Source organism: Citrobacter sp. LST-B2, assembly GCF_057983045.1.
This window is the reverse complement of the sequence record NZ_CP192598.1, coordinates 2,924,640-2,938,492: the sequence shown is the minus strand read 5'-3', so window position 1 is coordinate 2,938,492 and position 13,853 is coordinate 2,924,640. Positions and strand designations below refer to the sequence as shown.

The following is a 13,853-nucleotide window of genomic DNA, read 5'->3' as shown; positions in this document are numbered from 1 at the left end:
CTCCCGGGTCAGCAAAATCGAAAAATTGACGGTCTCATTATTTGCGGTTTCGTTTTTTTCTATGCGGCAAAAACCGGGGTTTTTTATCGTTATTTAGCGCCTTTATCTTATTGACAAACTGGTAATCTCTGCTGCGTAGAAAACCATCCAGAGGATTATCATGTCAGCGATTCAGGGGATTGAAGGGGTTATCAGCCAGCTCCAGGCGACGGCGATGAGCGCCAGGGCGCAGGAGACACTGCCGCAACCGACCGTGAGTTTTGCCGGTCAATTGCACGCGGCGCTGGACCGCATCAGCGATACGCAAACTGCTGCCCGCGTACAGGCGGAAAAATTCACGCTGGGTGAGCCGGGGATTGCGCTCAACGATGTGATGACCGATATGCAAAAAGCCTCAGTTTCCATGCAGATGGGAATTCAGGTGCGCAACAAACTGGTGTCGGCCTATCAGGAAGTGATGTCCATGCAGGTTTAGGTTTGAGTGCCGGATGGCGCTGGCGCTTATCCGGCCTGTGATTCCCTGTAGACCGGATAAGGGGCCGTTGCCTTCCGGCAATCAGTTACTTCTGAATCAAATAACGAATTGTCGGCCCATCTTGCTGAATATCGAGCACGGTGTAGCCATGGTTGCGCGCATCCAGCGGAATGTTATTGATGGACTGCGGACAGTCGCTGACCACTTCCAGAATTTCCCCTTTCTTCAACTGCGGCATCGCTTCCAGCGTCGCGACGGCAGGGTAAGGGCAGGGCTCGCCGACCATATCAAGGCGATAATCAGGAACAATGTTTTTCATGCGGATTCCTTAGCAGGGGTCAGCCCGGCACGACGGAAGAAATGTTTTTCCCAGCCGATGATTAACATCAGGGCGGCAAACAGCAGCAGATAGGTCACCAGCAGGCCGCCGAGCGGACCGAAGGTATTGAGCAGGTTAATTTTATCCCAGTTGGTGGCCAGCGCAGGGGCGAAGTCATCCCAGTAGTAGGCCAGAATCGTTGAGCCGATGACGTTACCGAGACCCACCCACCAGTAGTGTACCTGGCCTTCCACCGCGCGGTACATCCAGCCGGTTTCACACCCGCCTGCCAGCACGATACCAAAACCAAACAACAGCCCGCCGATTACTGCATTCGGGCCCGCCCACATGATTTTGGCTTCCACGCCCAGTTGTACGTAGCTGAAAATACCGATTGCGCTGACGCCCATCCCGAAGATGATTGCCTTTGCCATATGGGTGCGTCCGGTGATCCACAGATCGCGGAAGGCGGAGGTGAAGCAGATTTGCGCGCGCTCGATCAGCAGACCAAAACCCACGCCGAACAGCATCGCCAGACCCAGCTTCGGCTGGTTCATGGCGGTCAGTAGCGCCCAGCCAATCATGCCGATAAACACCAGCATGCCGAGGCGGAAACGACGGCGCGCCTGATCCGGTTTCTGCGTCAACGGCGACGCAGCGGAGACTTTCTGCATGTTGACCGGAATGCGGAATATTGGCAGCAGGGTAAATCGCGCGCCAAACCAGGAACCGATGGCGGTTGCCAGGGCAAAGAACCAGGCGTGCAGAGAGAATTGAGGAATACCAGTAAAGAATGCCGCCAGGTTGCAGCCCATCGCCATACGCGCGCCGAACCCGGCGATGATCCCGCCCAGCACCGCCTGCATGATGCGGATGCGACTGCGCGGCATGCGTAGTTTGACGTTGTTGGCCCACAACGCTGCCGCGAAGCAACCGCCGAACATACCGAGGATCATCATCCCGTCGATGCGAGTGAGCGGGGTGCCTTCCAGGTGGATCAGCTTGTAGTAGCCCCATTCTTCCGCATGGACGCCAAACAGTTGCAGGATTTGTCCGCCCCAGCGGGTAAATTCACCCGTGACGGCCCAGAAGGTGCCGGTGATGCCAAAATAATACGTAGAGAGAATACCCGCTGCGATGACCGCAGGGATGGGCGCCCAGAATTTAACTAACCAGGCTTGTTTGAATTGTTGCCATGACATGTGTTTTGCCTCTGAACTCAGAAGGTGTGAAACAAGAAAGCGGATAGTACACCACGGCGGCAATTTTGCCTGGTACTATTAAGCGGTAATCCCAAATGGATCAAAGTTCTGCTGGCACCGCGAAAGGCTGGCGACCGCAGGCCTTTAATGCCACAATCCTCTTTTCTTCGCATGCAGGATGAATGATGAAAAAATGTGCAATCGTTGGGGCGTTACTGATGTTAGCGGGATGCGCCGAGGTGGAAAACTACAATGATGTGGTCAAAACGCCTGCGCCCGCCGGGCTGGAAGGGTACTGGCAGACTAACGGGCCGCAGCGCAAACTGGTGAGCCCGGAAGCTATTGCCAGTCTGGTGGTGACCAAAGAGGGCGATACGCTCGATTGTCGCCAGTGGCAGAGGGTTATTGCGCTGCCGGGTAAGCTAACGATGTTGTCCGGTGACTTGACCAACGTGACGGTCAAACGTGAACTTTATGAGATCGAGCGGGAAGGGAACACCCTGGAATATGACGGGATGACCCTGCAACGCGTGGATCGTCCAACGGTGGAGTGTGCCGCCGCGCTGGAGAAATCCCCGCTGCCAACGCCATTACCGTAATCAATTGTCCCCGACAGTTTTCCCTGTCGGGGCGCTTCATCAGATCACCTCTTCAATGACCCATACGCTGACGCTGCCGCCATTGCAGTAAAACGTAGCCTCGCCATTTTCGTCAGTGATGACGATCTCCTCGCGGTTTCCCAGATAGTCGCGCCAGGTTTTATTGCCGTAGTTTTCACCCAGCATAAGCGTTTTTTCACCGTCGTCGCCATTGGATAACACCACCACGCATCCGGGATCGTCGTCCGTTCCGCTACGGCTGAAAGCAATGCAGTTGGGGTGATCAAACCAAAGCGTCTGAATGCCGTGGGCGAAACGCTGGCGGGCAAGAATGAGTTCGGCGAGTTGCTCGATGACAGGCATGTCGATGGTATAGGTTTCCCCGTCGCCTCCGGTATCTTCATAGTGCGCGCCATAGAGATCGGGATAGAAAATCGACGGTACGCCATTTTCCCGCAGCAGGATGAGCGCGTAGGCCAGCGGTTTGAACCATGCTTCAACTGGGGCTTCCAGCGCTTGCAACGGCTGGGTGTCATGGTTGGCGACCAGCGTCACGGCGTGAAACGGATCGGCTTCTACCAGCGTGCCGCTGAAGATCTGGCTCATGTCGTAATCACGTCCCTGACGCGACGCTTCATGAAAATTGAGCTGTAACGGGGCGTCGAACAGCATCGTTTTGCCTTCCACCTGGTCGATATAGGTTTGCAGCTTATCCACTTCGTGCGACCAGTATTCGGCAACGATAAACAGCGGCTTCGGTGCCACCTCCTGAACGTGTTCAATCCACTCTTTATAGAACCAGGCCGGAATGTGTTTTACCGCATCGAGACGAAAGCCATCACACTGTGTTTGTTCCATCACCCAGCGCGCCCAGTATTTAATCTCTTCGGTGACGGCGTGATTACGAAAGTCGATGTTTTCGCCCATCAGGTAATCGAAATTGCCCATTTCATCGTCGACCTGGTCGTTCCAGCCCTCGCCGGTATAGTCGTTGACGATTTTAAAAATGCCGTCTTCGTCAGGGTTTTCGATGTGGTCGATGCCGCTGAAGCATTTGAAATCCCAGATGAACTGCGAGTACTGACCGCCTCGCGCCGGGAAGGTGTAACGCGTCCAGGCTTCGCATTCGATGATCTCATCGGCAATCTGCGTGCGATCGTCTTCGTTGACCCGCTGTACGCGCAGGGGCTCTTTTTCGTCCGCCCCCATTTTGTGATTCACCACCACGTCGAGTAGCACCGCGATGTCGTTTTTTTTCAGCGCGTCGATAGCCGTAAGAAGCTGCGCCTTATCACCATATTTGGTGGCAAGGGAGCCTTTTTGGTCAAACTCGCCGAGATCAAACAGATCGTAAGAGTCATAGCCGACGGAATAGCCGCCTGACGCGCCTTTATAGGCGGGCGGCAACCAGACCATGTTGATACCGATATCATTGAGGCTGTCTGCGCGCTCTGTCACCTCTTGCCAGAGTTTGCCACCTTCAGGGTAATACCAGTGGAAGAACTGCAGTAACGTGGGGTTTTTCATCTTCCGAGCTCCAGAAGTCTTGTAGACGACCTCTGGAGTATGGAAGATTTTTGCTAACGTAGCGGGAATTATTGTGGAGCAGGGGGAGCGTCGGGTACCAGCAGCATGCCAGAAAGATTGCTGTAGGTAGAGGTCAACGTTTTTTGCTGGTTTCCGTTTTGGATAAGCACTCTTAACTCATCCATCCGAATGCTCAGCAACCGCTTAACTTCGTTCTCGTTATCGATAATTGTGTGGAGCAACTCTCTGATCTGACTTTGCGAAGAGGGATCGCCTGGAGGGTTTGGGTCTTGAGCCAGAGACTCGACCAGGCGAATATACTCCATCTCTCCTTCGACCAATTCATCCCATTTGTTTTCACTCGCCAGCCTGAGCATTTGCTGGCTCACAGAACGAAGTAGTAGCCACTGCTGCAAGGATGAAAAGGAAGCGCTCATTATTTTATATCCTGTGCTTTTGAAGACGGATCAATTTCTTTCCATGCTTCTGAAATATTACTCAGTAGGGCATGAACTTCGAGGATGGCTGACGCGTCATTGTGCAAGTTTGCCTGTAATAAACGGCGAGTCATATAGTCATACAGGTTATCGAGGTTGTCGCATAATTCCTGATTGACACTGCGATCAAGTCCGGACTGTAAACCATTCGAAATAATATTAATGGCTTTGGTCAGCGCTTTTCCCTTACCGGGAATATCACCCTGTTCGAGCAAGATCAGCGCTTTTTTTAAGGCGCTGAGCGCGCCATCAAAAAGCATGTTTACCAGTTGATAAGGGGAGGCGCTCATTACAGCGCTCTCCACTTCGATTTGCGCATAGGCGCTAATACCTGCACGGCTATACATGCAAAAATCCTTACGACGATGAAGACATAGCGGTAAATTGTTGACTCAAATAACTGCCGGTATTGTTCAGCTTGTTTACCAGCGTATCGAGTTGCGTAAACTGCTTTTTATAACGCTCGATGGTGTTATTGATGCTGAGCGTGGTGTCATCAATGCGCGTTTTTAATTTTTTTAGCGAATTATTGATACCGTCCGTTGCGCTCTGAACCGCACCGTCATCGGCCAAAAATTGCTTCAGCAGGGCGCTGGTTTGTACGCCGAATCCGGTTTTTTCACCGTCACCGACAAAGAATTCAGTCACGCTACCAGGTTTATCATTCAACGCCTTATCCAGTTTTGTGCTGTCAACGGTCAGTTTACCGTTGACATCCTGGGTGATCCCCATGGATGACAGCGTGGCGTAGTCAGAAGGCTGCGCGCTAATCACCATGGAACGCAGGCGCGTCTGAATGTTGCGCAGCGTGCCGTCTCCCATCAGATCGCCATTGCTTGAATCCTGGCTGTCACTGCCCTGATCGACGGCGGTGTATTTCGTTTGTGACGAAATGGTCGTCTGCAATGAGTTATAAGCATCGACAAAAGACTGAATCGCCGCTTTCATCGCTGTGTTATCACGGGTAATTGTGAGCTGTTCTGGCTTATCGGCTTCTGTTTCTTTCAGCAGCGTCAGCGTCAGACCTTCCGGCGCATCTTTGATCGTATTGCTGCTGCGCGTGATGGTGATATCGTTAATTTTAACTTCGGCGTCAGATGCCTGAACCGTCTGCTTTAGTCCATTACCCGACGTTGCGCTCGGATCATAAGCCAGTTTCTGCTTCAGGGTATCGTCACCCGTCACTGTCACGGTCATAGCATTACTCACACCCGTCTCTTTGGATGTCAGTGACAAATAATAAGAGTCATCGTCTGCTTTGATAATCGTGGCGGTGACGCTGCCATTTTGCTTATTAATTGCGTCGCGAATCCCGGTCAGCGAGGTTTGATCGTCTGTTAACGTGACGGTCATCGGTTCTTTTTGACCCGGCTGACTAATGGTAATGGTGCGAGAGTCCGATCCCGTTGTGCCGCCAATTTTATCTTTATTGCTGGAGAATTCCTGGGATGTCAGCGTCTGAGACTGCGCCATCTTGAGAACTTCAACCGTGTAATTCCCTGCTGGCACGCCACCATCCACAGTGGCGCTAAAGGCGGTGTTTTTACTGGTTACCGCACTGGTTGCGATCTTATCCGCTTTGACCAACGCATCAGATGCCGTCTGCACTTTTTGCAGTGCGCTTTTTACCACGCCCCAGGCCGTCAGCTGTGCTTTATAAGACGTCTGCTGAGTGGTTAACGGTGTGAGTCTTTGCTGCTCCGCGGCATTTAATTTATCCAGCAGAGCACTCAGATCCAGATTCGAACCGACGCCAAGAGAACTAACACTCGCCATTACATTTTCCTTTTGAATAAGAACCAATGGAGAGGGTATCGGCACTTAACGCGAGAAGTTTAGCGAAAAGATAGCGGTGGCAATTGCATAATAAAGAGGCTTTTTAGGAAGGTATTCTGCTTCTCGGTAAAATAAGCCAGAGACAGGGATGAAGATTTATTTGAAATTGTTCAGGTGATAAAAAAGCGGCAAAAAAAGAGTGATAAAAATTGCTAAAGGTTCGTTTGAGGCTGTCGATAATCTGAATAACGGCGCAGGAGCCGTAGGCCAGAGGCCTGAAACTAAACACTTTATGAAGGAAACTCAATTATGGCAGTAATCAATACTAACAGCCTGTCGCTGATGACGCAGAACAACCTGAACAAATCTCAGTCTGCTCTGGGTACCGCTATTGAGCGTTTGTCTTCTGGTCTGCGTATCAACAGCGCTAAAGACGACGCCGCTGGTCAGGCCATCGCCAACCGTTTCACCTCTAACATCAACGGTCTGACCGTTGCTGCACGTAACGCCAACGACGGTATCTCTCTGTCTCAGACCGCTGAAGGCGCGCTGAGCGAAATCAACAACAACCTGCAGCGCGTTCGTGACCTGACCGTTCAGGCGCAGAACAGCTCTAACTCTGCATCCGATATCGACTCCATCCAGTCTGAAGTTAACCAGCGTATGGAAGAGATCAACCGCGTCACCAAACAAACCGACTTTAACGGTATCAAAGTTCTGGATAACCGTACTGGTGCCGCGCAGAGCTACGACTTCCAGGTTGGCTCTAAAGATAACGAGCAGATTAGCATTGAAATTGGTTCAAGTTCTGGCTGGAACCTGGCAACCGCGGGTACTGATAATACCTCCTCAACAACTTTAAACAAAGATACTGGTATTGCTAAGGCTAAAGCTGATTATTTGGTTGCTGTTGGGGTAGAAAACGCTGGAGGTACTCAGATTTCTGATGCCGTAACTGCATTTGCAACAGATGCAGATGCTGCAACTGATGCGGCTGGCATGCAAACGGCCCTCGAAACTATGCTGACTGCAGTTGGCTTAAAAGATACTACAAGTTTGGGTTCTGCATTTAGCTCACTGAAAGCTGGTGATCCAGTGACTGCTGCGCAACAAACTGCACTGACAGATGCGATCAAATCTGCTGCAGAAAAGAGTGATAACTTAGTAGCTGCCGCTACGGTGATTGATACTGCCAAAGCTGCAGCAAAAGATGCTGGAGCTATGGTTAACGGTAATTTCCGTAGTGTAAATGCGACTGGCTTTGATGTTCTGAAAGGTAAAGTGACTGGCGGTGATACTGGCACAGCGACCGGTACTACTCCGCTGGAAGATATTGATGCTGCTCTGAAAGCGGTTGATACTCAGCGCAGCATCCTGGGTGCTTCCCAGAACCGTTTTGAATCTACAGTAACTAACCTGAACAACACCGTTAACAACCTGACCGATGCCCGTAGCCGTATTCAGGATTCTGACTACGCGACCGAAGTGTCCAACATGTCTCGCGCGCAGATCCTGCAGCAGGCTGGCTCTTCCGTACTGGCCCAAGCCAACCAGGTTCCGCAGACCATGCTGTCTCTGCTGCGTTAATTTACGCTTCTTGCGCAAACCCCGCTCCGGCGGGGTTTTTTCGTTCTGGCTTTACCGGTAACCCCTAAATAACCCCTCATTTCACCCACTATTCACCCGATTAAAACCCCTGCAGAAACGGATAATCATGCCGATAACTCATTTAACGCAGGGCTGTTTATCGTGAATTCACTGTATACCGCTGAAGGTGTAATGGATAAACACTCGCTGTGGCAGCGTTATGTACCGCTGGTGCGTCACGAAGCGTTGCGCCTGCAGGTGCGTTTGCCCGCGAGCGTAGAACTGGACGATCTGCTACAGGCGGGCGGTATCGGGTTATTGAATGCAGTTGACCGATATGACGCTCTGCAAGGAACGGCATTTACCACTTACGCAGTGCAGCGTATTCGTGGGGCGATGCTGGATGAACTACGCAGCCGCGACTGGGTGCCGCGTAGCGTTCGGCGCAATGCCCGCGAAGTGGCACAGGCGATGGGGCAACTGGAACAGGAATTAGGGCGCAACGCGACGGAAACTGAGGTGGCGGAGCGGCTGGCGATTCCTGTAGAAGAATATCGTCAGATGTTGCTTGATACCAACAACAGCCAACTCTTCTCCTATGACGAGTGGCGGGAAGAGCATGGCGATAGTATCGAGCTGGTGACAGAAGAACATCAGCAGGAAAACCCGTTACAACAGCTCCTTGAGAGCAATTTGCGCCAGCGCGTGATGGATGCCATTGAAGCCCTTCCGGAACGCGAACAACTGGTGCTCACGCTCTATTACCAGGAAGAACTCAATCTCAAAGAGATTGGCGCGGTTCTGGAAGTAGGAGAGTCACGGGTCAGCCAGTTGCACAGTCAGGCCATAAAACGGTTACGCACGAAGCTGGGTAAGTTATAGCGAACGACGTTGTCGGCGCTGAAAAATGCCGCACAACGTATTGACTACCAGGAGTTCTCATGACGGTGCAGCAATCAAAAAGACGGCCTCTAAGCCGCTACCTCAAAGACTTTAAACACAGCCAGACGCATTGCGCCCATTGCCACAAGTTACTGGATCGCATCACGCTGGTGCGCAAAGGGCAGATCGTCAATAAAATCGCCATTTCCCGCCTCGATACACTCATGGATGAAGCCGCCTGGCAGCAGGAGCAGAAAGAGTGGGTGGCGCTATGCCGTTTCTGCGGCGATCTGCACTGCAAGACGCAGAGCGATTTCTTCGACATCATTGGTTTTAAACAATTCCTGTTTGAACAGACCGAAATGAGCCACGGGACCGTACGCGAGTATGTTGTCCGTCTGCGCCGTCTCGGTAATCATCTCAGCGAGCAGAAAATTTCTCACGATCTGCTCCAGGACGGTTACCTTGATGAAAACCTGGCGCCGTGGCTGCCGGAGACCAGCACCAACAACTATCGCATCGCGCTGCGTAAGTACGCACAATATAAAGCGCATGCTCGCCCCGAGCAGCAACAGAATTCCTCCCTCCGGATGACTTCTGATATATATTAAAAATGAATAAGATGTAGCAGAGTGATTTATGTCGTTACCCATAAACGCTCTACACTACGGGCATTCATAACAACATTCGGGGTAAATATGAAATTAGCACTTCTGGGGCGCCAGGCGCTGATGGGCGTGATGGCTGTGGCGCTTGTCGCGGGAATGAGCGCAAAAACGTTTGCAGATGAAGGTCTGTTGAAGAAGGTTAAAGATCGCGGCACGCTGCTGGTGGGGCTGGAAGGCACCTATCCGCCGTTCAGTTTCCAGGGCGATGACGGTAAATTGACCGGCTTTGAAGTGGAATTTGCCGAAGCGCTCGCGAAGCATCTGGGCGTGAAAGCCACGCTGAAACCGACCAAATGGGACGGGATGCTGGCCTCTCTGGATTCTAAACGCATCGATGTGGTGATCAATCAGGTCACCATCTCCGACGAGCGGAAGAAGAAATATGATTTCTCTACCCCTTATACCGTCTCCGGTATCCAGGCGCTGGTGAAAAAAGGCAATGAAGGCGCGATTAAAACCGCAGCCGATCTGAAAGATAAGAAAGTGGGCGTGGGTCTGGGTACTAACTATGAAGAGTGGTTACGTCAGAACGTCCAGGGCGTTGATATCCGGACTTATGATGATGACCCGACGAAATATCAGGATCTGCGCGTAGGCCGTATCGACGCCATTCTGGTGGATCGTCTGGCGGCGTTGGATCTGGTTAAAAAGACCAAAGATACGCTGGCGGTCACCGGTGAAGCCTTCTCCCGTCAGGAGTCAGGCGTTGCGCTGCGTAAAGGCAATGAAGATCTGCTGAAGGCGGTGGACGCAGCGATTGCTGAAATGCAGAAAGACGGCTCGCTGAAGGCGCTTTCTGAGAAGTGGTTTGGCGCGGATATCACCAAATAGTCCGAACGATATGAAAAAAAAGGCGCTTTAATCAGCGCCTTTTTTATTTCATGCGTTTGAACGTGCATAATAAAAAGAACATCACAACAACGAATAATCGGAGGCTTTATGCCACTGCACAACCTGACACGCTTTCCGCGCCTGGAATTTATCGGTGCGCCGACGCCGCTGGAATACCTGCCGCGCTTTTCTGACTACCTGGGACGGGATATCTTCATCAAACGCGATGACGTCACACCGATGGCGATGGGCGGAAATAAGCTGCGCAAGCTTGAGTTCCTGGCCGCAGATGCGCTGCGTGAAGGCGCTGATACGCTGATCACGGCAGGCGCGATTCAGTCTAACCACGTGCGTCAGACGGCGGCGGTCGCCGCGAAGCTGGGACTGCACTGCGTGGCGCTGCTGGAAAACCCCATTGGCACCACGGCGGAAAACTATCTCACCAATGGCAACCGACTGCTGCTGGATCTGTTCAACGTACAGGTTGAGATGTGCGATGCGCTACATGCACCGGATGCCCAATTGCAAGAACTGGCCACCCGAATCGAAGCGCAGGGCTTTCGTCCCTACATTATACCGGTCGGTGGTTCAAACGCGTTGGGGGCATTAGGCTATGTTGAAAGCGCGCTGGAAATCGCTCAGCAGTGTGAAGGCGCGGTGCAGCTCTCTTCGGTGGTGGTAGCATCTGGCAGTGCAGGAACGCACGCCGGGCTGGCGGTTGGGCTGGAACAACTGATGCCGGATGTGGATCTGATTGGCGTAACCGTTTCACGCAGCGTAGCCGATCAAAAACCGAAAGTGGTGGCGCTGCAACAGGCTGTTGCCAGAGAACTGGAACTGACAGTGGCGGCGGAGATTTTGTTGTGGGATGACTACTATGCCCCAGGCTATGGCACGCCAAATGAAGAGGGGATGGAAGCCGTGAAGTTGTTGGCGCGTCTGGAAGGGATCCTTCTCGACCCCGTCTATACCGGAAAAGCGATGGCCGGACTGATTGACGGAATCAGCCAGAAACGCTTTAAAGACGAAGGCCCGATTCTCTTTATCCATACTGGTGGGGCGCCTGCGCTGTTTGCCTACCATCCACACGTGTAATTTCGGATAAGCTCATGCAAGAAAGTATCCAACTGGTTATTGATTCCCTGCCGTATCTGCTCAAAGGGGCGGTGTTTACGCTGCAACTCAGTATTGGCGGGATGTTCTTCGGCCTGCTGCTGGGATTTATCCTCGCGCTGATGCGCCTGTCGCCGCTGCTGCCACTGCGCTGGCTGGCGCGTTTCTATATCTCTATTTTTCGCGGTACGCCGCTTATCGCACAACTGTTTATGATCTACTACGGTCTGCCGCAGTTTGGTATTGAGCTGGATCCGGTGCCGTCCGCAATGATTGGCCTGTCGCTCAATACGGCGGCCTATGCCGCGGAAACGCTGCGCGCGGCGATTTCATCGATTGACAAAGGACAGTGGGAAGCGGCTGCCAGTATCGGGATGACGCCGTGGCAGACCATGCGTCGCGCCATTTTACCGCAGGCTGCCAGGGTAGCGCTGCCGCCGCTGAGCAACAGTTTTATCAGTCTGGTGAAAGACACGTCGTTGGCGGCCACCATCCAGGTGCCAGAATTGTTCCGTCAGGCGCAACTGATCACCTCGCGCACGCTGGAGGTATTCACCATGTATCTGGCGGCATCGCTGATCTATTGGATCATGGCAACCGTGCTGTCTTCATTGCAGAACTACTTTGAAAATCAACTGAACCGCCAGGAGAGAGAGCCAAAATGAGTGCGATCGACGTAAAAAACCTGGTCAAGAAATTTCATGGGCAGACGGTGCTGCACGGCATCGATCTGCAAGTGCAGGCGGGAGAGGTGGTCGCGATCATCGGTCCCAGCGGGTCGGGAAAAACGACGCTTCTGCGCAGTATTAACCTGCTGGAACAACCGGAAGCGGGTACGATCACCGTGGGTGATATCACCATTGATACGGCGCGATCGCTCGGTCAGCAACGAACGCTGATTCGCCAGTTGCGCCAGCATGTGGGCTTCGTGTTCCAGAGCTTCAATCTCTTTCCCCATCGCACGGTACTGGAGAATATCATTGAAGGTCCGGTTATCGTGAAAGGCGAGGGCAAAGAAGAGGCGATGGCGCGGGCGCGGGAACTGCTGGCGAAAGTGGGGTTGGCCGGGAAAGAGACCAGCTACCCGCGGCGCTTATCCGGCGGGCAGCAGCAGCGAGTGGCGATTGCCCGTGCGCTGGCCATGCGCCCGGAAGTGATTCTGTTTGATGAACCGACGTCTGCGCTCGATCCTGAGCTGGTGGGCGAGGTGTTGAGCACTATCCGTCAACTGGCGCAGGAAAAACGCACCATGGTGATTGTGACCCATGAAATGAGCTTTGCCCGCGATGTTGCGGACCGGGCGATATTTATGGATCAGGGGCGCATTGTGGAACAGGGGCCAGCCAAAGCGCTATTTGCCAATCCACAGCAACCGAGAACCCGTCAGTTTCTTGAGAAGTTTCTGCTGCAATGATTGGTTTTCTCCACTCGTCCGGGATTATCCCATTTCGGCCGAGTGGAGATGCATAAATAGTAATACCAGACGCATGATGATGAACGTATTTCCCTGGACAAAATACGCGAACTGAAACAACGCTCAAGTAATCTGCTCCCTGACCGATATTTTATACATCTACCGTATGTTTATGTGATAGGTTATTTCTCACATTTAAAATGATTATCACTCTCAAGGGTGCGAATACTAAGTATGCAGGATTTAGATTTCTTTACCTGGCGACGGACGATGCTGTTACGCTTTCACGAAATGACTTGCGCAGAAGACGTCTACAGCGAATTACAGCAGCAGACACTATTGCTGGAATTTGATTATTACGCGCTGTGTGTCAGGCATCCGGTTCCGTTCACGCGTCCTAAAATTTCCCTTCATACCACTTATCCCGATGCGTGGGTTTCGCAATATCAGGCGGAAAACTATTTCGCGATTGATCCTGTGCTGAAGCCGGAAAACTTCATTCAGGGACATCTGCCCTGGAATGACGCATTATTCAGTGACGCGCAGACAATGTGGGATGCTGCCCGTTCACACGGATTACGCAAAGGCGTCACGCAATGTCTCATGCTGCCAAATCGCGCATTAGGCTTTCTCTCGGTCTCACGGTCAAGCCTGCGTAATACGCCGTTTGCGGGCGATGAAGTCGAATTGAAACTGCAGTTGCTGGTGCGCGAAAGCTTAACGGCACTTTCCCGACTCGAAGATGAGATGGTGATGGCGCCGGAAATGCGCTTTAGCAAACGAGAAAAAGAGATTCTGAAATGGACGGCGGAAGGGAAGACTTCAGCTGAAATTGCGATGATTCTGTCGATATCAGAAAATACCGTTAACTTTCACCAGAAGAATATGCAGAAGAAGTTTAACGCGCCGAATAAGACGCAGATTGCGTGCTATGCCGCGGCGACCGGGCTTATCTGAAACAAT

Annotated in this window: 16 protein-coding genes; 10 read left to right on the top strand and 6 right to left on the bottom strand. The window is 52.3% G+C overall.

The window, feature by feature from the left end; genetic code table 11:
* The first annotated feature begins 160 nt into the window (after positions 1-160).
* Positions 161-475: a flagellar hook-basal body complex protein FliE gene (gene fliE / locus ACQ0PY_RS14145; protein ID WP_043000291.1), complete on the top strand. Its 315-nt coding sequence runs from the start codon at positions 161-163 to the stop codon at positions 473-475.
* A gap of 85 nt (positions 476-560) precedes the next feature.
* On the opposite strand, the gene yedF is transcribed toward fliE, so the two are convergent.
* Together yedF and yedE are read right to left on the bottom strand one after the other, a co-directional pair.
* Entirely contained in the window at positions 561-794 is a 234-nt protein-coding gene (gene yedF, locus ACQ0PY_RS14140; protein ID WP_000790504.1) for a sulfurtransferase-like selenium metabolism protein YedF, read from the bottom strand.
* Positions 791-1,996 (bottom strand): selenium metabolism membrane protein YedE/FdhT, encoded by a 1,206-nt coding sequence (yedE, locus tag ACQ0PY_RS14135; RefSeq protein ID WP_044257596.1) that lies wholly within the window; start codon positions 1,994-1,996, stop codon positions 791-793. Before yedE ends, yedF begins: the two co-directional genes overlap by 4 nt.
* A gap of 185 nt (positions 1,997-2,181) precedes the next feature.
* Between yedE and yedD the strand changes: the two genes are divergently transcribed.
* Entirely contained in the window at positions 2,182-2,595 is a 414-nt protein-coding gene (yedD, locus tag ACQ0PY_RS14130; RefSeq protein ID WP_043000294.1) for a lipoprotein YedD, read from the top strand.
* 39 nt (positions 2,596-2,634) lie between these two features.
* Here the strand turns inward: yedD and amyA are convergent, their stop codons facing one another.
* The 4 genes from amyA to fliD all read right to left on the bottom strand — a co-directional run bounded on the left by amyA (position 2,635) and on the right by fliD (position 6,395).
* Entirely contained in the window at positions 2,635-4,122 is a 1,488-nt protein-coding gene (gene amyA, locus ACQ0PY_RS14125; protein ID WP_044266958.1) for an alpha-amylase, read from the bottom strand.
* 68 nt (positions 4,123-4,190) lie between these two features.
* Positions 4,191-4,559, bottom strand: a complete 369-nt coding sequence (fliT, locus tag ACQ0PY_RS14120; protein WP_109740340.1) for a flagella biosynthesis regulatory protein FliT — start codon at positions 4,557-4,559, stop codon at positions 4,191-4,193.
* Positions 4,559-4,966: a flagellar export chaperone FliS gene (fliS, locus tag ACQ0PY_RS14115; protein WP_046481243.1), complete on the bottom strand. Its 408-nt coding sequence runs from the start codon at positions 4,964-4,966 to the stop codon at positions 4,559-4,561. The genes fliT and fliS overlap by 1 nt, the downstream gene beginning before the upstream one ends.
* A 10-nt stretch (positions 4,967-4,976) precedes the next feature.
* On the bottom strand, positions 4,977-6,395 hold the full coding sequence (gene fliD, locus ACQ0PY_RS14110; protein WP_109740339.1) for a flagellar filament capping protein FliD: 1,419 nt from the start codon (positions 6,393-6,395) through the stop codon (positions 4,977-4,979).
* 309 nt (positions 6,396-6,704) lie between these two features.
* Between fliD and ACQ0PY_RS14105 the strand changes: the two genes are divergently transcribed.
* From ACQ0PY_RS14105 to sdiA, 8 genes are all read left to right on the top strand, one after another.
* Positions 6,705-7,982 (top strand): FliC/FljB family flagellin, encoded by a 1,278-nt coding sequence (locus tag ACQ0PY_RS14105; RefSeq protein ID WP_109740338.1) that lies wholly within the window; start codon positions 6,705-6,707, stop codon positions 7,980-7,982.
* Between the two features lie 162 nt (positions 7,983-8,144).
* On the top strand, positions 8,145-8,864 hold the full coding sequence (gene fliA / locus ACQ0PY_RS14100; protein ID WP_044257600.1) for an RNA polymerase sigma factor FliA: 720 nt from the start codon (positions 8,145-8,147) through the stop codon (positions 8,862-8,864).
* Between the two features lie 59 nt (positions 8,865-8,923).
* The gene (gene fliZ, locus ACQ0PY_RS14095) at positions 8,924-9,475 is read left to right on the top strand and encodes a flagella biosynthesis regulatory protein FliZ (protein WP_043000300.1); all 552 of its coding nucleotides are present in this window, start codon (positions 8,924-8,926) and stop codon (positions 9,473-9,475) included.
* A gap of 87 nt (positions 9,476-9,562) precedes the next feature.
* On the top strand, positions 9,563-10,363 hold the full coding sequence (gene tcyJ / locus ACQ0PY_RS14090; protein ID WP_043000301.1) for a cystine ABC transporter substrate-binding protein: 801 nt from the start codon (positions 9,563-9,565) through the stop codon (positions 10,361-10,363).
* A 108-nt stretch (positions 10,364-10,471) separates the two neighbouring features.
* Entirely contained in the window at positions 10,472-11,458 is a 987-nt protein-coding gene (dcyD, locus tag ACQ0PY_RS14085) for a D-cysteine desulfhydrase (protein ID WP_109740337.1), read from the top strand.
* Between the two features lie 14 nt (positions 11,459-11,472).
* On the top strand, positions 11,473-12,141 hold the full coding sequence (tcyL, locus tag ACQ0PY_RS14080; RefSeq protein WP_042318310.1) for a cystine ABC transporter permease: 669 nt from the start codon (positions 11,473-11,475) through the stop codon (positions 12,139-12,141).
* A complete protein-coding gene (gene tcyN / locus ACQ0PY_RS14075) occupies positions 12,138-12,890 on the top strand; it encodes an L-cystine ABC transporter ATP-binding protein TcyN (protein ID WP_043000303.1) in 753 nt (250 codons plus the stop codon). Before tcyL ends, tcyN begins: the two co-directional genes overlap by 4 nt.
* A 234-nt stretch (positions 12,891-13,124) precedes the next feature.
* Entirely contained in the window at positions 13,125-13,847 is a 723-nt protein-coding gene (sdiA, locus tag ACQ0PY_RS14070; protein WP_043000304.1) for a quorum-sensing transcriptional regulator SdiA, read from the top strand.
* The last annotated feature ends 6 nt before the right edge of the window (positions 13,848-13,853 follow it).